At 73.9% G+C, this 18,156-nt stretch carries 18 protein-coding genes and 1 pseudogene; 4 read left to right on the top strand and 15 right to left on the bottom strand.

From position 1 onward, the window contains the following. The 8 genes from IE273_RS33705 to IE273_RS33670 form a co-directional block, all read right to left on the bottom strand. Window positions 1-634: calcium-binding protein (locus IE273_RS33705; RefSeq protein ID WP_189818920.1), on the bottom strand; the 634-nt coding region annotated here is incomplete at its 3' end. 64 nt (window positions 635-698) lie between these two features. Continuing rightward, entirely contained in the window at window positions 699-1,994 is a 1,296-nt protein-coding gene (locus tag IE273_RS33700; RefSeq protein WP_229887795.1) for a hypothetical protein, read from the bottom strand. A gap of 231 nt (window positions 1,995-2,225) precedes the next feature. Beyond that, on the bottom strand, window positions 2,226-2,687 hold the full coding sequence (locus IE273_RS33695; RefSeq protein WP_189818928.1) for a hypothetical protein: 462 nt from the start codon (window positions 2,685-2,687) through the stop codon (window positions 2,226-2,228). A gap of 167 nt (window positions 2,688-2,854) precedes the next feature. After that, complete coding sequence (locus IE273_RS33690; RefSeq protein ID WP_229887794.1) at window positions 2,855-4,081, bottom strand: LPXTG cell wall anchor domain-containing protein; 1,227 nt, start codon at window positions 4,079-4,081, stop codon at window positions 2,855-2,857. Window positions 4,082-4,259: 178 nt separating this feature from the next. After that, a complete protein-coding gene (locus IE273_RS33685) occupies window positions 4,260-5,546 on the bottom strand; it encodes a hypothetical protein (protein ID WP_189818918.1) in 1,287 nt (428 codons plus the stop codon). 65 nt (window positions 5,547-5,611) lie between these two features. Then, window positions 5,612-6,109, bottom strand: a complete 498-nt coding sequence (locus IE273_RS33680; protein ID WP_014673919.1) for a SigE family RNA polymerase sigma factor — start codon at window positions 6,107-6,109, stop codon at window positions 5,612-5,614. Between the two features lie 205 nt (window positions 6,110-6,314). Beyond that, window positions 6,315-6,512: a hypothetical protein gene (locus IE273_RS33675; protein ID WP_189818917.1), complete on the bottom strand. Its 198-nt coding sequence runs from the start codon at window positions 6,510-6,512 to the stop codon at window positions 6,315-6,317. 175 nt (window positions 6,513-6,687) lie between these two features. Continuing rightward, window positions 6,688-7,248: an HdeD family acid-resistance protein gene (locus IE273_RS33670; RefSeq protein ID WP_189818916.1), complete on the bottom strand. Its 561-nt coding sequence runs from the start codon at window positions 7,246-7,248 to the stop codon at window positions 6,688-6,690. A gap of 163 nt (window positions 7,249-7,411) precedes the next feature. Between IE273_RS33670 and IE273_RS33665 the strand changes: the two are divergent. After that, a pseudogene (locus IE273_RS33665) lies at window positions 7,412-7,498 on the top strand (CBS domain-containing protein); the annotation flags it as partial. Window positions 7,499-7,657: 159 nt separating this feature from the next. Continuing rightward, window positions 7,658-7,828, top strand: coding sequence for a hydrophobic protein (locus tag IE273_RS33660; protein WP_171154443.1), 171 nt, complete (start codon window positions 7,658-7,660; stop codon window positions 7,826-7,828). A 72-nt stretch (window positions 7,829-7,900) separates the two neighbouring features. On the opposite strand, the gene IE273_RS33655 is transcribed toward IE273_RS33660, so the two are convergent. Beyond that, window positions 7,901-8,323, bottom strand: coding sequence for an ATP-binding protein (locus tag IE273_RS33655; RefSeq protein ID WP_189818915.1), 423 nt, complete (start codon window positions 8,321-8,323; stop codon window positions 7,901-7,903). A gap of 228 nt (window positions 8,324-8,551) precedes the next feature. Between IE273_RS33655 and IE273_RS33650 the strand changes: the two genes are divergently transcribed. Then, on the top strand, window positions 8,552-9,397 hold the full coding sequence (locus IE273_RS33650) for an RNA polymerase sigma factor SigF (RefSeq protein ID WP_189818914.1): 846 nt from the start codon (window positions 8,552-8,554) through the stop codon (window positions 9,395-9,397). A gap of 57 nt (window positions 9,398-9,454) precedes the next feature. On the opposite strand, the gene IE273_RS33645 is transcribed toward IE273_RS33650, so the two are convergent. From IE273_RS33645 to IE273_RS33635, 3 genes are all read right to left on the bottom strand, one after another. Beyond that, the gene (locus IE273_RS33645) at window positions 9,455-10,243 is read right to left on the bottom strand and encodes an Fpg/Nei family DNA glycosylase (RefSeq protein ID WP_189818913.1); all 789 of its coding nucleotides are present in this window, start codon (window positions 10,241-10,243) and stop codon (window positions 9,455-9,457) included. Window positions 10,244-10,651: 408 nt separating this feature from the next. Next, the gene (locus IE273_RS33640) at window positions 10,652-12,016 is read right to left on the bottom strand and encodes an APC family permease (protein WP_189818912.1); all 1,365 of its coding nucleotides are present in this window, start codon (window positions 12,014-12,016) and stop codon (window positions 10,652-10,654) included. Between the two features lie 74 nt (window positions 12,017-12,090). Then, entirely contained in the window at window positions 12,091-12,960 is an 870-nt protein-coding gene (locus IE273_RS33635; protein ID WP_189818911.1) for a carbon-nitrogen hydrolase family protein, read from the bottom strand. An 80-nt stretch (window positions 12,961-13,040) separates the two neighbouring features. On the opposite strand from IE273_RS33635, the gene IE273_RS33630 reads away from it, so the two are divergent. After that, on the top strand, window positions 13,041-13,868 hold the full coding sequence (locus tag IE273_RS33630) for a FadR/GntR family transcriptional regulator (RefSeq protein WP_189818910.1): 828 nt from the start codon (window positions 13,041-13,043) through the stop codon (window positions 13,866-13,868). A gap of 2 nt (window positions 13,869-13,870) precedes the next feature. Here IE273_RS33630 and IE273_RS33625 read toward each other — a convergent pair whose 3' ends face one another. The 3 genes from IE273_RS33625 to IE273_RS44995 form a co-directional block, all read right to left on the bottom strand. Further along, window positions 13,871-15,628 carry a SpoIIE family protein phosphatase gene (locus IE273_RS33625; protein WP_189818909.1) on the bottom strand — a complete coding sequence of 586 codons (1,758 nt, stop codon included), beginning with the start codon at window positions 15,626-15,628 and terminating at the stop codon, window positions 13,871-13,873. 246 nt (window positions 15,629-15,874) lie between these two features. Next, the gene (locus IE273_RS33620) at window positions 15,875-17,032 is read right to left on the bottom strand and encodes an MFS transporter (RefSeq protein ID WP_189818925.1); all 1,158 of its coding nucleotides are present in this window, start codon (window positions 17,030-17,032) and stop codon (window positions 15,875-15,877) included. A 26-nt stretch (window positions 17,033-17,058) separates the two neighbouring features. Further along, window positions 17,059-18,126, bottom strand: a complete 1,068-nt coding sequence (locus IE273_RS44995) for a hypothetical protein (RefSeq protein WP_189818908.1) — start codon at window positions 18,124-18,126, stop codon at window positions 17,059-17,061. Window positions 18,127-18,156: the final 30 nt, after the last annotated feature.

Here is an 18,156-nt window from a genome sequence, read left to right as displayed (position 1 = left end):
TCCCACGGGTCAGGCCCATGGCTCCGAACGGCGCCCCATGAGTCTCACAGTTGTCCCAGTCGGCCCGGGTGAGCTTGCCGGTGACGGTGAGGGTCTTGCCCTGGGCGATCGGTTCCGGGCCCGCGTCCACGGTGAGTTTGGACTCCCGCTGGAGACGGGTCGTGGTGTAGCTCGCCGACTGGGTCCAGCTGTCGTCGCCGGCCACCCCCTGCACGCTGACCTTCCAGGTGCCGGCGTGGGCGTTGGTGAGCGCGGTGCCGCCGTACTTCCAGTCCGGTTCGAGGGAGATCGTCTGCGAGCAGGTGGAGGTGGTGGCACTCACGGCGACGCAGTCCGCGTGGGAGTAGTACTCGTTCGACACGATGCGGTCGTCGTAGGTCTCGTAGGGGTTCGCACCATCCGGTCCACGCCACAGGACGAAGTCCGCGTCCTGGATGCCCGACGGGTGGGTGAAGGTCCCGGAGACCGTGACCGTCTTGGCATAGAGACCGACCACGATGTCCTTGCCGCCGTCGAAGGAGACGTTGCTGATCTGGACGTCGGTCTGGGTCTCGTCCGCTTGGGCACCGGTGGCGGCGAAGCCGGCCAGTGCGGCGACGGCGGCGAGCAGAGCAGAGGCGGCGCGTAGGCGCATGTGTCTCCTTGCAGAGGGAAGCAGGGACCCCGCCGAGCAGGAGCAGCGGGGTGGTGGGAACCGGTCAGGGACCGGTCACGGACTTGATCGTGTACGGGTAGCTCTCCTGCTGCCAGACCACCGTGAACCGGGCGGTCGGGCGGGTGCCGACCCGGGGCACCCGGCCGTCCGACGTGAGGGTCTTCGTGGTGCCGAAGGTGCCGGAACGGCTGATCAGGCGGGCACTGGACTTGGTGTAGCTGTACGGGGGCGTCGACTTGGGGACGACCGTGTGGAAGACCAGCATGCCGTCGCCGTCGTCGTCGATGGCCAGGGCGGGGCGGTCGCCGGGGCCCAGGCTGGTGACGGCACCCCGGGCACCGGCCGCGGTCAGGCGGCGGCCGAGCAGTTCGAGTTTGCCGCTGCTGTCGTAGCGGGTCCACACGATCACCGAGTCGCCGTCGAGGTCGGTCGCGAGGGCGTGGTGGAAGCCCACGTTGTCGGTGGAGGCCGAGATCCGCAGAGGGGCGGCCAGTGTGCCGGTGCGGCTCCAGCGCGAGGCCCAGACCTGTGCGCGGGCACCGCCGCCCGAGTGGTAGGAGATGACCGCGTCGCCGTCCCGGTCCACGCCGACCCGCACCATGCCGAAACCGCCGTACGCCGAGACCGGGGAGGTGAGCACCTTCGTCGAGGAGACGGACGTCGACGTGATCCGCCTGGCCACGACGTCCGAGCCGCGTGCCCACGCGACGACGAACCGGCCGCTGCGGTCCACTCCGATCGCCGGTTTCTCCGCCGAGCCCGAGCCGAGGGTGATGGCCGTGCCGACCGTGCCGTCGAGCTTGAGGCGGCGGGCGACCGCGTACCAGCTTCCGTCGCGGTTCTCCGTCCAGGCCGCCATCGCGGTGCCGCCCGGGGTCACGGCGACCACCGGGGTGGTCGCGGGCGCCGACGTGGACAGCTTCCGCAGCGGACCGACGAGGCTGCCGGAGGCCGACACCCGCCGGCCCACGACCTGGCTGTCCTGCTGCCAGACCACCGCCGAGTCGCCGGTGTCGTCGGAGGCGGCCTCGGGCCAGGACGGCGCGGCACCGTCGGGCGACAGGGTGCGGATCGGCGTCACCGTACCGCTCGCGGTCTTCACCCTGGTCTGGATCCGGTAGTAGCAGCCCGGCGTCGAGAGGTCGCAGGCGTTCCAGGCCAGTAGGGCGTCGCCCTGCCGGTCGACGGACACCGTGGGGGAATCGTCCGGGGTCCAGCCGGAGGCCGACACCTTCCACGTCGACGTCCACGCCGCCTCGGCGTTGACGGCCATCGTCGCGGTGGCCGCGATACCGGCCGCCGCGGCGACGGAAACCCCGGCAACAACACGACGCTTCACCGCACGCCGATGGCGTGCCGCACGAGAACCCACCCTCATCCCCCACTTCGCTTGCCGGCCCATGGCCACAGCCAGGTCACAGTCGTCACACAGGCTGCCCGCAATACCCAGCGCACCGGCATGCTCAAACGTCACTTCGCCGCTCGGACCGCACCTTCACCAACGGTGACCCCGAGGTCGCGATATCCGCGGACGCCCAGCACACCGCGAGCGGTGCCATGCACCGACCGGTCAGCGATCCTTGGTCATCGCCACGGTGAAGCCGTCCTTCCGGCCGGACGTGTAGTCGACGTGGTCCCACACCGACAAGTGCGCACTGTCCTTCAGCGTCAGCTGGAGGACCTCGCTCGCGTTGCTCCAGTTGTAGGAGAAGAACCGGAAGTTCCTGTCCGGGGTGGCTTGCAGCACCTTCGAACGCGATCCCCAACTACAGTCCCGCGTGGCGTCGTTCGGGCAGGTGGACCAGGCCCTGGCGTAGAGGCGGCAGTCCTCCCCGGACCACACGTCGATACGGCTCAGCCTGTCGTCGGACGAACGCCATGTGCCTGAGAAGCCACTTGCGAGGCACAAGGCGGACGCGTGTCTCGCCGAGGTGAGCGTCAGCACGGCCGCGAAGAGGAGCGTCACGACGGTCGCCATGAACAGCGCCGTCGTCCGGCGCAGTGGACTGCGGGCAGAGGAGACCTGTGTCATCGCGAACCTCCGGTGGCGGGTGCGAGCACGGGGCGTCCCGCGGTCACACGGAAGTCCCGTACGGCCGGATGGCGAGATCTCCTCCAGACCAGCACCCCTGGATACTGATCGCAAGCCGGCACCTCCCGTCCTGCCCGGGGGGGGAGGTGCCCGTGCCGCTCCGGGGGTCAGGCCCGCGTGCGGCGGCGGCGCAGGGCCACGAAGCCCAGTGCCCCCGCTCCGGCCAGGACGAAGGCGCCGGCGACCGCGGCGATCGTGGACGTCCCGTCGCTTCCGGTCTCGGCCAGCTGCGAGCTCGCCCCGGACGTGCCGGAGGTCGTGCCCGAGGTCGCGGACGGGGCGTCGGTCGAGGGGGACGGCGACGCGGAGGGGGCCGTGGTCGCGGACGGGGTCCGGGTCGCGGGGGCGGTCGGGGTCGGGGTGGGCGCGCCCCCGGTGGAGCCCGCCGCGAGCACCGTCAAGGTCGCCTCCTTCCCGCAGAAGGTGGTGCCGCTGAACGGTACGGACCCCTGGTTGACGAACACACAGGACCGCACGGTGGTCTTCCCGACGGGCGTGTCCTCGCGGTAGCTCACCCGCACCTTGGCGACCGTGCTGCCGTGCGCGGCGAGGGAGGCGTCCTTGCCGATCACGTCGAACCCGTACACATCGGCCTCGGCGTCCGAGGTGACCGGCGTGAGGGTCTGCCAGGTCCCGGAGCGCAGGACCTGCACGGAGGCGTACCTGCTGGTGATCAGCGTGTCCGTGACGTTCTCGTACCCCGACGCGGTGGGGTTGGTCACCGTGGCCCTGAAGCCGACGGCGGGGCCGCCGGCGGTCACGGTGGCCGGGACGCCGGACAGCCCGGTGCCGAGGCCGTCCACCTCGATGGTGCCGTCGTCGGTGTCGGTGGCCGCTCCGGAGGCGCCGTAGGAGACGAGCGTGGTCAGCTTCAGCTGCTCGGTGCCGCCGTTGCTGTCGCCGTTGTGCGGGGTGCCCATGGGCACCCCGACGCGCAGCTCCACGGTGCGGGACCGGCCCGCGGCGAGCGGGAAGGTCTCGGGCATCTCGCCGGAGAACGTCCCGCCGGCGTACGTCAGCGGCACCGTCTTCCACTCCGTGCCGCCGAGCCGGTACTCCAGGCCGACGGCGTTCGGCGGCAGGCCGGCTCCCCCGTCGATCCGGTAGGTCAGCCGTGCCGACGAGGCGTCGGTCGTACCGGTGTTGGAGACCGTGGTGGTGAAGTCGACCGGCAGTCCGGCCAGTCCGACCTCCGCGGGCGCGGCGGTGTCGACCGCCAGCACCGGCGGCTGCGGTTCCTCCGCGGAGGCGGCCGGTGCGAGGCCGAAGCCCGCGGCGGCCAGCAGCAGGGCCGTCCCCGAGACCGCGGCCGACGAACGGACCTTGTGTGCCAACGTGTTCAACGTGATCCCCCCCCGGGTGCATGGGTCGCGCGGTGTCGCCGCGCTCGGTGACGGCGGGCAGCGTGCCGTCGTCACGCGTGGTTGGACCCGGCGGGCGGGCCGCCAGTTGTGTGCTGTCGTGTGACGGTTCTGTCACCGAGGGGGACGCGGGCAGCCTCGGGGGCAGCGCTCAGCCGGTGAAGAAGCGCTTGTCGAGGGCGATCGTCAGGAGCTCGTCCATGCTCAGGGCCGGCCGCGGGCGCGTCACCAGGGTGCTCTCGGCGTAGGAGTTGACCTCGCGCACGGCCACCCGGCGGCCGTCCGGACGCAGGGTGTCGACCAGCCACACCGCGGCCGAACCGCCCTTCTCCGAACGCCCCTTGACCTTCTTGACCTTGGTGCCGTCGGTCAGGGTCGTGGCCTCGCAGTCGCCGGACACGCCGGCGCAGCCCATGTGCCGGGCCAGGAACTTCGTCATGCCGTACTGCGCGTCGACCTGCACCATGTTCTTCCCGCGGCCGTCGTCGTAGACGAGCTGGACCAGATCGTCGCCCGCGTTGAGGTCGGAGGTGGTTCCGCCGCGGGGCAGGTGTGACGTCAGCACCCGGGTCATCCGGGCGCCGGGCACCCGTTGTCCCGCGGCGGAGGTGCCGGTGGCGGGGGCCGCCCGCGGGACCGGCAGTGCGGCGATCGCCTTGTTCCAGGCCGGGCTGCGCACGACGGAGGTCAGCTGGGCGATCGACAGCAACGGGTCGGCTCCGTCGGCCGAGCCCTTCTCGCTGCCGCCGCCGAACTCCTGCACCGTCAACTGCGCTCCGCCCGGGGTGGTGAGCACCACGTACCAGCGCTTCTGCCCGGTGTCGCTGCTGGGATAGGTGAACGACTCGGTGGTGGTGAGCACCGCGCCGCCCGGGAGCTTCCGGGCGGCGCACTTGTCGTAGGGGCGGACCTCCACCGGAAGGCAGCCGCCCTGGCCCCCCTGGTCGGCGGAGGTGCCGGGATCCAGCCGCGCGACGGTGATGTCGATGCCGGAGGAGCCGTTCGCGGTGGAGTAGGTGAGCGCGGCGGTCGGCCAGACGACCGGGCCGTCCCCCTCCGACCCCCGGCCCGAGGCCGCGGAGACCGTGCCGCCGGGTGGCAGCAGGCTCTTCAGCGTACGGATCATCTCCTCCCCGCTGATGGACGCCGGTGCCCGGGAGGGCGACCGCACGGTGGAGTGGGCGGGTCCGCCGGCCGTCGACCGTTCGGGCGTGCCCCGCCCGCCGCCGAAGGCGTCCGTGCCCATCAGGGTGCCGCCCGCGGCGACCACGGCGAAGGCGGCCGTGGCGGCGGCGACCTGGGCGGCGCGGACGAGCCGCATCCGCCGGCCCCGGGTGATGGAGCGCCGCACCAGGTCGGCGGAGTGGGGCGGGAAGTTCTCGGCGGCGCCGGTCATGGCGCGGGCCAGCCGTCGCTCAAGGTCCTCGTCGCGTGACATGGTGGATCTCCGTTCGTCTGGGGCGTCGGCCGGCCCGGGCGAGGAGCGCCGCCCGGCCGTGCTCGTCATGCGGTCAGGTCGGCCAGCTGGTCGCCGAGCAGAGCGCGCAGCCGCTCCAGAGCGCGCATGCTCCGGGCTCGAACGGCTCCCGGCGAGAGCTGAAGGACCTGTGCGGTCTCCTCCACCGAGCGGTCCTCCCAGTAGCGGAGCACCAGGACGGCACGGTCCTTGGCCGTCATCCGGGCCAGGCCGTCCAGCAGGGCCATCCGCAGCTCCGGGTCCCGCGCCGGGGCGGCCGTCTCGGGCAGCCGGTCGCTGGGGCGCTCCGTGGAGCTGCGGCGGCGGCGCTGGGAGAGGAAGCTGCGTACGAGCACGGTGTCGGCATAGGCGACCGGTGCTTCCGCCCGGCTGATCCGTCGCCAGGAGCGGTACATCTTGGCGAGGGTCTCCTGGACCAGGTCCTCGGCGAGGTGCCAGTCGCCCGTGAGCAGGCAGGCGGTCCGGAACAGCGGCCCGCTGCGGGCGGCTGCGAACTCCAGGTAGTCCGCGGGTGCTTCCCCCACCGTGTGTCCTTTCGTGGTCGGACGTCACCTCTTACACGCGGTGGGGGTGCTCCCGCGTTACGCCCCCGGCGATACCGGGTGCCGCTCAGGCGGGGCGGGACGAGTACCGGGCCAGCCGGTACCGCTCAGGCGGCGCGGGACGAGCGCCGGTCCGGCCGGTACCGCTCAGGCGGCGCGGGACGAGCGCCGGTCCGGCCGGTACCGCTCAGGCGGCGCGGGACGAGCGCCGGTCCGGCCCGGAGCGGGTGGCGGGTTCGTGCCGGCCGCCCGCGATCAGACGCAGACGACGGGCACCGGCATGGCGGGGCGGCTCCGGTGAGCGCGTCAGCCAGTCCTCCACACGGTCCATGCCGTACAACAGCAGCCCCACGAAGGGCAGGAGAAGGCAGGCAACGATGACCACGGTCGGGCTCCCTCCGGGCAGGCAACCGTGGACGGGTGCCCACGGGACGCCCGGCCACCGGGTGTCCGCGTGAACATGCTGTGTCCTCTCGCCCCGGCCGCGCGGAGCGATGCCCCGGACCGTACGGTCCGGGGCACCCCCGCGTCGCCGTGCGCTCCGGCGCTCCCGCTCCCTCTCACGCGTGCCGCGCGTGGCGGACCGGGTGTCCCGCCATGGCCGCACCGCGCAGCCGCCGGGCCGCGGCCAGCACCAGCGCACCGCTGACCAGGGCGTAGACACCGATGACCTGCGCGATGCCGATCGCGCCCACGTCCGGCCGGGTCCAGACGAGCACACCGGCGGCGACCGATACCGCGCCGGCCAGGAACAGCACCCACTCGTGGTGCAGTTCGTGCCGGAAGCGCACCGCCGCCCAGATCTCCGCGGCGCCGGTGGTCACGGCCCAGGCGCCGGTCAGCGCGGCCAGGGCCAGGGCGGTGACGCCGGGCCAGCCGATGCTGACCACGCCGACGGCGATGCCCAGGACACCCCCGGTCGCGTGCGCCGCGCGATGGGCGCCGTCCCCTTGCCGGCGGAAGGCACTCGCCAGGAGGGCGAGGCCGTCGGCGAGCGCGTACACGCCGAACAGGAGGGCCAGCGCGAGGACGGTCACCCCCGGCCACACCAGGGCGACCACCCCGAACAGCAGGGCCGCCGCACCCCGCGCCACGAGCATCCACATCAGCTGCCGCCGCACACCATCACCCCTTCGTCCGGACCAGAGTTCTCCCGGGTACCCGGCGAAAGGCGCACACCGATCTTCCGACGGGTCGTTTCGCCCACCGGTTACGGGTTGATCGAGATGTCCCGGACATTACGACCTTTCAGGGGGGCGAGTGACCACCACGGCACGGGACATCATGACCAGGGGCGCGGAATGCGTGGCCGCCGAAGAGACCGTTCTCGACGCCGCCCGCAAGATGACCGAACTCGGCGTCGGCGACCTCCTGGACGTCCTCTCCAGCGACTGATTTCCCGTCCGCGCGACAGGAATACCGTGTGAAAGCCCTGCCGCTGGTTCCCCCACTTTTCCTTCACAAACAAGGCGCTTTCGAGGAATGCGGGAACCGACCGAGGGCAAACGGTGGTCCAGGAGGTAGATAACTATGGTTCCCTTGCTGCTTGTTCTGCTCCTCGCGCTGATTCTCTTCGGCGCCGGATTCGCCATCAAGATTCTCTGGTGGGTCGCCGTCGCCGTCCTGGTGCTCTGGCTGCTCGGCTTCGTCATGCGCTCCACCAACGCCGGTGGTGGCCGCGGACGCTGGTATCGATGGTGACCCCGACCCATCACTTCCACACGCGGGGACCGGCTGGGCTTCAGCCGGTCCCCGCGTGTGTGTCCGGCCGCCCTACGTGACCGTCGACGGCGAGGGCGGCTGGAAGCACGCGGTGACGTCCTTGCCGTACGGGCAGCGGTGGACCTCCACGGTGTCGGCCAGGGCATCGACCAGGAGCAGACCGCGGCCACCCAGCGCACCGGTTCCCGGGTCACGCTGCTCGGGCAGCCGGGGTGAGGCGTCGTGGACGGTGACGTGCAGACACGCCTGGTCCCAGGTGAGGATCAGCTGTGCCGTGCTGCGGGCGTGCACGTGGGCGTTGGTGACCAGCTCGGACACCGTCAACAGCACCGAGTCCACCAGGTCCGGCGCCGTCTCCGTCCAGCCCAGCGCCGCCAGGTGCGCGCGCGTCCAGTCCCGGGCCACCTTCACCCCGCTGCTGACCGGCAGTGAGCGCGCCCATCCCACCGCCCTCACCGAGGAGTCCTCGGCCATCTTCTCCTCCTTCGTTCGTCCCGCTGGTGTCCCCCACGACGTCTGCCCCGGATCCGTGGAGAGGAGCACGCGCACCGGTGCGCATCGCGAGTCGCCGGTCTGGGCCGGGGGCGTCCCCCGATTCGTCCGGGCCCGGGTGTAGGTGCAGGATGAGGGGGTAGCCGCTGCGATGACGCCGACCCGGGTCGGCGCTTGGCGGACAGTTCGCGAACGTGGGAGGGGAACAGCATGGTGCTCACGAGCACGACGGCAGCCGACACGCAGACGACCGAACTGCCCGAAGTCGCCGATCCCTCCCAGGTGGCCCCCAAGGACGCCCGGGAGCTCTCGCGGCTGTTCTTCGAACAGCTGGCGGTCCTGGAAGAGGGCACCCACGAGTACAGCTACGCCCGCAACACGCTCATAGAGATGAACATGTCCCTGGTCCGCTACGCGGCCGGCCGCTTCCGCAGCCGTGGACCGGAGGAGATGGAGGACATCGTCCAGGTCGGCATGATCGGCCTGATCAAGGCGATCGACCGGTTCGAGCTGTCGCGCGAGGCGGAGTTCACCTCCTTCGCCATTCCCTACATCGTCGGCGAGATCAAGCGGTTCTTCCGCGACACCACCTGGGCCGTGCACGTGCCGCGCCGCCTCCAGGAGGCCCGCGTCCAGCTCGCCCGCGCCACCGAGGAACTGCGCAGCCGGCTGGGCCGCACTCCGACCGACAAGGAACTGTCGGAGCTGATGAGCCTGTCCGAGGACGAGGTCCGCGAGGCCCGCCTGGCCGCCAACGGCTACAACTCCGCCTCCCTGGACGCCGCGATCAACGGCAGCGAGGAGGGCGAAGCGGCCCTCCAGGACTTCATCGGCACCGAGGACGCGGCCCTGGAGCTGGTGGAGGACTTCCACGCCCTGGCCCCCCTGATCGCCGAGCTCGACGAGAGGGACCGGCAGATCATCCACATGCGCTTCGTCGAGGAGCTCACCCAGGCCCAGATCGGCGAACGCCTCGGTGTCTCCCAGATGCACGTCTCCCGGCTGCTCTCCCGCTGCCTGACCCGTCTGCGCGAGGGAATGCTCAGCACCCGCTGACCCGGCCGGGGCGCGGGTGGGTGGTGCCGCGCCGTTCTCCGGCCCCGTGACGCCGGTTCACCCGTTCGGCTGGCACCGCGGGCACCACACCGTGCCGCGGCCGGCCATCCGGGAACGGCGCAGGCGGGAGCCGCAGCGGGGGCAGGTCGGGTCCGGGTCGTCGCGGTGGCCGGTGAGCCAGGAGCCGCGCGGCGGGACGCAGCCGGCGGCGACCGCGTCACGCAGGGTGCGGCGCATGTGCGTGTACAGGCGGCGGTGGTCGGCCTGGGCGAGGTCGCTCGCCCGGCTGTCGGGGCGCAGCCGCGCGCGCCACAGGATCTCGTCGGCGAGCAGGTTGCCGAGGCCGGCCAGGACGGACTGGTCGGTGAGGGCGGTCTTGACGTGGCCGCGGCGTGAGGCCAGCGCGGTCTCGAACTCCTCTCGGCTCACCGCCAGCGCGTCCGGGCCCTGGCGCTCCAGCCGCCGGGCGACCTCGCGGTCGTCGTGGGCCAGCCAGAGGCCCTGGAGTTTGCGCTGGTCGCGGTAGCGCAGCTGTCGGCCGTCGCTCAGGATGAACAGGACCCGGTCGTGGGGCTCCACCGCATCGTCCGGATCGCCGCAGACCAGTCTGCCCGTCATGCCGAAGTGCAGCAGGACGGTGGGGCCGTCGCCGGTGCGGGCCAGCAGCCACTTCCCGTGCCGCTCCGGTTCGGTGAAGCGCCGGCCTTCCAACGCGTCGCGCAGGCCGCGCGGGCCGACCCCGTGCAGCACGCCCGCGTCGCGTACGACCACGCGGTGGATGACCCGTCCTGTCGCGCAGGTTGCGAGCACCCTGCGGAATCCCTCGACGTCCGGCAGCTCAGGCATGGCGGACGTCCTCGCCGCCGGGCGGGGAGGACCCACGCCCGGCGGCGCACCGGGGACACCGACGACGCGGGTTCCGGCCCGGTTCGGGCGGCGGGCCCGCCGGGTACGGCCGTCCGGGCGGGCCCGGAGCACTCAGGTCCACATCGGCCTCCTCCGCCCCTGCCCGCGTCTCCCGCCGACACGGGCCGCCCGGCGCCGTGCCGGGGCTTCCGTCGGACGGGTTCCCGCGTACCGGCCCACCGCGCGCCCGCCTCCACCGGACGGGTGAGGCCCACGCCCGGCGGCGCCTGCCCCCTCCGCCGGGCCCCCGCCCGTGCCGTGTCCCGTCCCGCACCGCACCGCACCGCGAGCCGCCCCGCACCGGCACCGCGGGCCACCCCGCCCCGCTCGACGGCGCGGCGTCCGGGATCACACCCGCTCGGCGACGACCGGTGGCTCCTCCTCGAAGGTCAGCTCCGGCGGGGGTGTGCGGAAGCCCCGGGTCAGGTAGGCGAGGTAGCAGATGCCGAGGGCGAGCCAGCAGACGCCGAGGACGAGGGCCTTGGCGTCGAGGTGGGTCAGGAGCCAGATGTCCACCACGGCGCCGATCGCGGGGGCGATCACATGACCCAGCGGGCCGGGGCGGCGGCCCGCTCGCCGTTCGCGCACGTACGTGGCGATGACCGAGAAGTTGACGAAGGTGAAGGCGATGAAGGCGCCGAAGTTGATGAAGGACGTGGAGGTCGCGACGCTCAGGCGCAGGGCGATCAGGCCGACCACGCCGGTGAGGAGGATGTTGAGGACCGGGGTGCGGTAGCGGGGGTGGATGTGGCCGAAGATCCGGCGCGGCAGGACCGAGTCGCGGCCCATGGCGTAGAGCAGCCGGGACGTGCTCGCCTGCGCGGCGATGCCGGACGCGAACTGGGCCACCACCAGGCCGGCCAGGAAGACCGAGGAGAACAGGTCGCCGCCGATGGTCCGGGCGATCTCGAAGGCGGCCGAACTGGGGTCGTCGAAGGAGCTGCCGGGGTGGGCCAGCTGGGTGGCCCAGGCGACGGCCACGAAGATGCCGCCGCCGATCAGGGCGATCAGCAGGATGGCCCGGGGCATGGTGCGCTGCGGCTCGATGGTCTCCTCGGTGAGCGTGGTGACCGCGTCGAAGCCGAGGAAGGAGTAGGCCGCGATCGCCGCTCCGGCGGAGATGCCCGCCAGGGTGGTGGCGTGGTTGGCGAACGGTGCCGTGCCGGCCAGCGCCCCGGCGCCCCCGACGTGCAGCACGTGCCGCAGGGACAGCGCGACGAAGATGCCGATCACCAGCACCTGGAAGGTCATGAGCAGGTCGTTGGCCCGCTCGGCCGTCTTGATGCCCCGCACGTTCAGGGCGGTGGTCAGCGCGATGAAGCCGATGATCCACACCCAGAACGGGACGCCGGGGAACTGGGCCTGGAGGTAGGCACCGCCGATCAGCCAGATGACCATGGGCAGGAAGAAGTAGTCGAGCAGGGTGGCCCAGCCGATCAGGAAGCCCACCCGGGAGTCGATGGCCCTGCGGACGTAGGTGTACGCCGACCCGGCCACGGGGTACGCGGCGGCCATCTTGCCGTAGCTGTGCGCGGTGAACAGCATGGCGAGCAGGGCCAGCAGATAGGCGGTGGGCACGGTGCCGCCGGTGCTCTCGGCCACGACGCCGAACGTGCCGAGCACGATCAGCGGGGTCATGTAGGCGAGGCCGAACAGGACGACGGATCTGAGCGTCAGCGCACGGGTGAGGCCCTGAGCGGGGGCGTTCTCCATAACGGGCTCCATAGCGGGCTCCAGGACGGGCTCCAGGAGGAGCTCCGGGGGGACGGACGAGCGGGCGGGCAGACTCAGCCGGTGGCGGGGCGCCAGCGGCCGGGGTCGATACGGCCGCCGTACAGCGGCAGGTCGATCGGGGTGTCGGCGTCGGTGAACTGGTCCCACATGCGGTTGAGCCCCGCCGTGCCGAAGGTGCGGACGCGCGTGACGTCGTCCAGGTCGAGCACGTCGGTGAGCACGGTGGCGGCCGAGTCGGGGGCCTCGGCGCGCACCCGCCCCTCGGGGTCCACCACCAGGCTGCGGCCGGTGCCGACGGGGCCGGCGGTGTTGACGCTGACCACGAAGACCTGGTTGACGATGGCGTTGGCCCTGGCCAGGACCAGTTCCTGGGCGCGGTCCGCGGTGGTGGTCATCACCGGGTTGACGATCACCTCCGCGCCCAGCCAGGCCAGCTGGCGCGCCACCTCCGGGAACCAGGCGTCGTAACAGATCGAGATGCCGATGCGGCCGACGCCGGGCAGGTCCGCCACGACGAAGCGGTCGCCGGGGTCGTACGGCTCGTGCGGCCGCCACGGGAAGATCTTGCGGTACGAGGCGACGAGGCGGCCCTCGGGGGAGTAGACCGGCGCCGTGTTGAACAGCTCGCCCCGCTCGCCGCGCTCGCACACGGTGCCCGGCACGAGCCAGATGCCCAGGTCACCGGCGAGCTCGGCGAGCCGCCGGGAGCGCGGGCCGTCCAACGGCTCGGCGGCCTCCTGGAGCTGCCCGGTCGACGACGGCGGACCGTCGACGCCGCACAGATGCAGTTCCGGGTAGACCGCGAGGCGGGTCTGCGGGAAGCGGGCCAGCAGGTGCTCGACGTCCTCGGCGAATCCGGACAGGGGCGCCGTCGCCGGGCGGGGAGGCGCCTGGACGAGGGCGAGGGGGAGGGGGCGGGACATGGCCAGGAAATTAGCTCAAGGTGAGCTGTTAATCAATAGACTCATTTTGATCCGTTTACCGGCCTCGCTACATTGACGCCATGCCCCACCCCCAGGACGGCCCCGCCCCCGACGGCCCCGCCCCTGACGCCCCCGGCACGCAGCCGGCCGCCGCGGCGGCCCTGCCGTTCAACGCCCCCGCGCTCGACGGCATCCGCCGGCTCACGGCCCTGGACACCGTGCGCGCGCGCATCGGGCTCGCCGTCGACCTGGGACTGCTCGCCCCGGGCGAGAAGCTCCCGCCGACCGACCGGATCGCCGCGGCGCTCGACGTCGGGGAGATCACCGTCCGCCGCGCCCTGTCCACGCTCTGCCAGGACGGCGTCCTGGAGCGCCGCCGGGGCCGCAACGGAGGCACCCGGGTCGCCGAGCGGCCGGCCCGGGGCGTGGTGGGCGCGATGGACTCCTACCGCGCGCAGAACAGCGAGGTCCACGCGCTCGTCGACCAGCGGCTGGTGCTGGAGTGCGGACTCGCGCACCTGGCCGCCCGCAACGCCGACGAAGCCGCCCTGGCGGGCCTGGAGCGGCTGGCCGACGAGATGGACCTGGCTCCGACCTGGGCGGAGTTCCACGGCTGCGACGAGCGGTTCCACCTCGCCGTCGCCGCCGCCACCGGCGTGCCCGCGGCGGCCGAGGTCTACCGCGGCGTGCTCCAGCGGCTCTACCGGTACTACCTGCCCTACCCCATGGACGCCCTGCGCGAGTCCAACCGTGAACACCGCGCCCTGGTCGACGCCCTGCGCGCCGGCGACACCGCGGCGGCGGCCGACATCGCGCGCCGGCACGTGGAAGTGCTCCACCGGACCATGTTCGTGGGACTGCTGGAGACGGCCGGGGACCGCGGGGCCGAGCCGCGCGGGACCGGCTGAACTCACCGTCTCCGGGGCGCCGTACGGCCCGGGTCCGGCCGGGGCGGTGTGCGCAGGGCGAGGAGGGCCACGTCGTCGAGGCCGGGCGGGTGGACCCGGCGCAGGAGCTGGTCGGTGAGGGACGGCAGCGGGCGGTGGGCGAGGGCGGCGGCGTGCTGGCGCAGCCGGCTGAGGCCCTCGTCGAGGGTGTGGCCGGGTGCCTCGATGAGGCCGTCGGTGTACAGCAGGAGGGTGCAGCCCGGGGGCAGCAGCACGGTGGCGTCGGGGCGGGTCGCGCGGACCCCCGTCCCCAGCAGGAGGCTGTGGCCTTCGGTGAGGAAGTCGGCCAGGCCGTCACGGGTGACGAGCAGGGGCGGGGGGTGGCCGGCGTTGGTCCAGGTCAGCCGCCAGTTGTCGTCGTCCGTCCGGGTGAGCCGGGCGAGGACGAGGGTGGCCATGGTGACGTCGGTGATGGGCATGATCGCCTCGTCGAGCCGCTGGACGATGCGGCTGGGCGGCTCCTGCTGGGACCAGGCGTAGGCGCGGAGCATGTTGCGCAGCTGGGCCATGCCGGCCGCGGCCTCCAGGTCGTGGCCCACGACGTCCCCGATGGCCAGGGCGGTGGACCCGTCGGACAGGGTGAAGGCGTCGTACCAGTCGCCGCCGACCTGGGAGGCGTCCGGGGCGGGCAGGTAGCGGACGGCCATCTGGAGTCCGGGGACCCGCGGCATCTGCGGCAGCAGGTGGTTCTGCATGGTCTCGGCGACCGCGCGCTGGCGCTGGTAGAGGCGGGCGTTGTCCAGCGCCACCCCGGCGCGGCGGGCGATGTCCTCCAGCAGGGGCAGGTCGGCGGTGGTGAAGTCCCCCGGCTTCTCGGCCCGGCCCAGGGTGAGGGCCCCGAGGACCTCCCGGGTACCGCGGATGGGGGCGATGGCCGCCGAGTGGATGCCCGTGGCCTCGAACAGACGGCGCTGCTCGACGGCGATGCCGGAATCCGGGGCACGCCGGTACGTGGCCGGACCGGCCAGGGCGGAGGCGACACCGCGCAGCGCCCGGGACAGCGGCATCGGCGACTCCTCGGGCACCGGCGGCATCGGCCCTTCGAGGTCCTCCTGGTGCACCAGGAGGTCGCCCTCGGCGTGCACCACGGCGGTGCGCCAGACCTCGTCGTGCTCGGTGATCAGGTCGATGACGGCCCAGTCCGCCAGCCGGGGCAGCACCAGGGACACCAGCCGGCGCAGTGCCTCGTCGACGTCGAGGGTCGAGGTCAGCCGGGTGGTGGTCTCGGCGAGCAGGGCCAGCCGCTCGAAGTCGGTCAGCGACTCGGTGGCCCGCTCCGGGCGCGGCTCGGCGGAGTCCGCGTGCTGGGGGGTGTGGAAGACGACGAGCGTGCCGGTTCGCCGGTCGCCGGTGTCGCCGAGGTCGTACGGGGTGATCATCCAGGAGACGGGCAGCAGGGAACCGTCACCGCGCAGGAAGTGCTCCTCGTGGCCCTGCGCCGGGCTCCCGGCGTGGAACGCCTGCCGCATGGCGCACTGCGTCGTGGGCAGCGGCTGGCCCTGCGGCCCGCGGTGCAGCAGGTCGTGGGCGTCCTGGCCGAGCAGGTCCGCGGCGGGCCGGCCCAGCAGGCGTTCGGCGGGGGTGTTCGCGGCGAGGACGCGGCCCTGCTCGTCGACGACGTACGCCCCGGCGCCGATGGCTTCCACCGCGTCGGCGAGCCGGGCACGGGGTTCCGCCCGCTGCCGCTGCCGGTCGGTCCCGGTTCGCTCCGCCCCTGCCATGTCGTGGCCTCCTGTGCTCGCGGGTCGCCGCGCGTGTACGTCGCCTGGTGCCGTCGGCGCCTGGTCTTCCGTATGCCCCGTCGCGGGCGGGAACCCTCCCGACCCGGCGCGCACCGGCCCGGACAGCCGCATGCGCCGACTGCCCGGGTACCCCGTCCCGGCCCGCCCCGGCGAGGTGGACGGCCTCGCCCCACGGCTGCCCGCACCGCTCGGCCGTGCGCAGGCCGCGACGGGTGTACGGCCGGTTCACCGCTCCGTCCCGCGGCGCACCGCCCGCACCCGGCGACAGCGCGCCGACGCCACCACCGCACCCGCCCCGACCAGCGCCGCGAGGGCGCCGAAGCCATAGGTGAGCGTGGCGGACGAGGCGACGGCGGCGACGAGGAGGGGCCCGCCCGCGTCGCCGAGTTCGCGGCCGAGCTCGGCGGTGCCCATGGTCTGGCCGAGGCGCTCGGCGGGCGTGCGCGCGGCCAGCGCCGCGAAACCGAGCGGCGTGACCAGGCCCGTGCCGACGCCGATCAGGACGGCGCCGCCGAGGACGCCCGGCAGGCCCGGCAGCATCGCGCAGGCCGGCCCGGCGGCGGTGACCAGCAGTCCCGCGGCCAGACCGGACCGCGTGGTGAGCCGCCCGTCGTCCAGCGCGCGACCGGCACGCGGCTGGACGACCGCGGCGCAGCCGGCGAGCACCGACACCGCCGCCCCGGTCGCGACCGTGCCCAGCCCGGCGGCGCGTCCGGAGACCGGGAGGAAGCCGACGCCGGCCGACAGGGCCGCGGTCGCCGCGGCGAGTGCGGCGGTGGGGGCGAGGAAGGACGGGTCGGCCAGCCTCCGGGCCAGGTCGAGGACCGTCTGCCGGGTCCTGGGCAGCGGGGGTACGGCGGGGACGGCGAGCGCGGCCCAGACGGCGACCGCCGCGCCGAGCACCGCCAGCACCGCGAACAGCAGCCGCAGTCCCCCGGCCCACACCAGGACGCCGCCGAGCAGCGGGCCGAGGGTGTAGCCGAGGGACTTGTGGAAGCCGTACCCGCCGAACGCCCGGCCGTGCTGCGCCACCGGGTTGAGCCGGGCGACCAGCGCGGAGGCGGACGGTGAGAAGGCGGAGGCCGCGGCTCCCTGTCCGAGCCGGGCGGCCCAGAGCCAGCCGGGGCTGTCCACGCCGGCGTACAGCGCGGACGCGGCGGCGAAGGCGGCGAGCCCGCCCAGCAGCACGGGCCGGGCGCCGACGCGGTCGGCGAGGGTGCCGAACAGCGGTTTGAGGAGCACCTCGGCGCCGTCGTACAGGGCGAGGAGCCCACCGAGGACGAGGAGCGAGGTGACCGCGTCGTCGGCGCCACCGCCGAGGCTCGCGGCGACACCGTGCGCGCCGAAGGCGGTGGTGAACCCGGCCGCGTACAACGGCCACATCCGCCGCCCGAAAGCCACCCGCCCGGTCACCGCTCCCCCTGCGGGGCGGGGTGGGGCGCGGCGCCGGCCGCCGGGGGCGGGTGGGGCGCGGCGTGGCCCTCCAAGCTCGGGTGCGGCGCGGGGAGGCCCTGCGAGGCGGGGTGGGGTGCGGTACCGGCCGCCGGGGGCGGGTGGGGCGGGGTGCGGCCCTGCGGGGCCGGGTGGCCCTCCAAGCTCGGGTGCGGCGCGGGGAGGCCCTGCGAGGCGGGGTGGGGTGCGGTACCGGCCGCCGGGGGCGGGTGGGGCGGGGTGCGGCCCTGCGGGGCCGGGTGCGGCGCGGCGTGCCCCTCCAAGATCGGGTGGGGCGCGGGGAGGTCCTCCGGGGCCGAGTAGGGCACGGCGTGACCCTGCGGGGCCTGGTGGAGCACGGGGAAGCCCTCCGGAGTCCGGTGCGGCAGCGTGGCGCCGGCCGCCGGGGCCCGGTGGAGCCCGGAGCGGCCCGCCGGGACCGAGTGGAGCCCGAAGCGACCCTCCGGCACAGCTCGGCCCTCCGGGACCGGGTGGAGCCCGGAACGACCCTCCGGGGCCGAGTGCGGCACGGGGAAGCCCTCCGGAGTCCGGTGGAGCCCGGAGCGGCCCGCCAGGACCCGGAGGAGCGCTGAGAAGACCCGCTCGGCGTGGCCCTCCGGGGCCGGGCGAAGCACGGTGAAGTCCTCCGGGATCCGGTGCGGCAGCGCGGCGCCGGCCGCCGGGGCCCGGCGCCACGCCGCGATGACCCGCTCGGCATGACCCTGCGGGGGCGGGTGGGGCGCGGTGCGGACCGCCGGGGTCCGGAGAAGCCTGGAGCAACCCTCCGGAGTCCCGCACAGCGCCGCGATGACCCGCTCGGTTCGGTGCAGCGCGGCGCTGCCCTTCGGAACCCGGTGCCGCGTCGTCGAGGGTTGCTCGCGGGTCGGGGCGCGGCGGTTCGCCTCCGCGCCGGGCGCGTGCCGTGCGGTCGGGTCGCCGGGGTGGCGTCGGGGCCGGTCCGGGCCGGCCGGGGGGACGTCGCCGGCGCGGGTCCGCCGGGGCGGTTCCCCGGCGGGCCGGCGGTCTTCCGGTTCGGTGTCCGACACGAGGGCGAAGGTAACAAGCCTCACACCCTC

The organism is Streptomyces olivaceoviridis (assembly GCF_014650115.1).
Taxonomy (GTDB): Bacteria; Actinomycetota; Actinomycetes; order Streptomycetales; family Streptomycetaceae; genus Streptomyces; species Streptomyces olivaceoviridis.
The sequence above is the reverse complement of the archived record's forward strand: the minus strand, read 5'-3'. Positions and strand labels throughout refer to the sequence as shown.

What these genes read in the sequence shown, in the direction of transcription:
- IE273_RS33695 (WP_189818928.1), bottom strand. Translation starts at nt 2,687, where the DNA reads ATGACACAGGTCTCCTCTGCCCGCAGTCCACTGCGCCGGACGACGGCG.
- IE273_RS33685 (WP_189818918.1), bottom strand. Translation starts at nt 5,546, where the DNA reads ATGTCACGCGACGAGGACCTTGAGCGACGGCTGGCCCGCGCCATGACC.
- IE273_RS33660 (WP_171154443.1), top strand. Translation starts at nt 7,658, where the DNA reads ATGGTTCCCTTGCTGCTTGTTCTGCTCCTCGCGCTGATTCTCTTCGGC.
- IE273_RS33655 (WP_189818915.1), bottom strand. Translation starts at nt 8,323, where the DNA reads ATGGCCGAGGACTCCTCGGTGAGGGCGGTGGGATGGGCGCGCTCACTG.
- IE273_RS33650 (WP_189818914.1), top strand. Translation starts at nt 8,552, where the DNA reads ATGGTGCTCACGAGCACGACGGCAGCCGACACGCAGACGACCGAACTG.
- IE273_RS33645 (WP_189818913.1), bottom strand. Translation starts at nt 10,243, where the DNA reads ATGCCTGAGCTGCCGGACGTCGAGGGATTCCGCAGGGTGCTCGCAACC.
- IE273_RS33640 (WP_189818912.1), bottom strand. Translation starts at nt 12,016, where the DNA reads ATGGAGAACGCCCCCGCTCAGGGCCTCACCCGTGCGCTGACGCTCAGA.
- IE273_RS33635 (WP_189818911.1), bottom strand. Translation starts at nt 12,960, where the DNA reads ATGTCCCGCCCCCTCCCCCTCGCCCTCGTCCAGGCGCCTCCCCGCCCG.
- IE273_RS33630 (WP_189818910.1), top strand. Translation starts at nt 13,041, where the DNA reads ATGCCCCACCCCCAGGACGGCCCCGCCCCCGACGGCCCCGCCCCTGAC.
- IE273_RS33625 (WP_189818909.1), bottom strand. Translation starts at nt 15,628, where the DNA reads ATGGCAGGGGCGGAGCGAACCGGGACCGACCGGCAGCGGCAGCGGGCG.
- IE273_RS33620 (WP_189818925.1), bottom strand. Translation starts at nt 17,032, where the DNA reads ATGTGGCCGTTGTACGCGGCCGGGTTCACCACCGCCTTCGGCGCGCAC.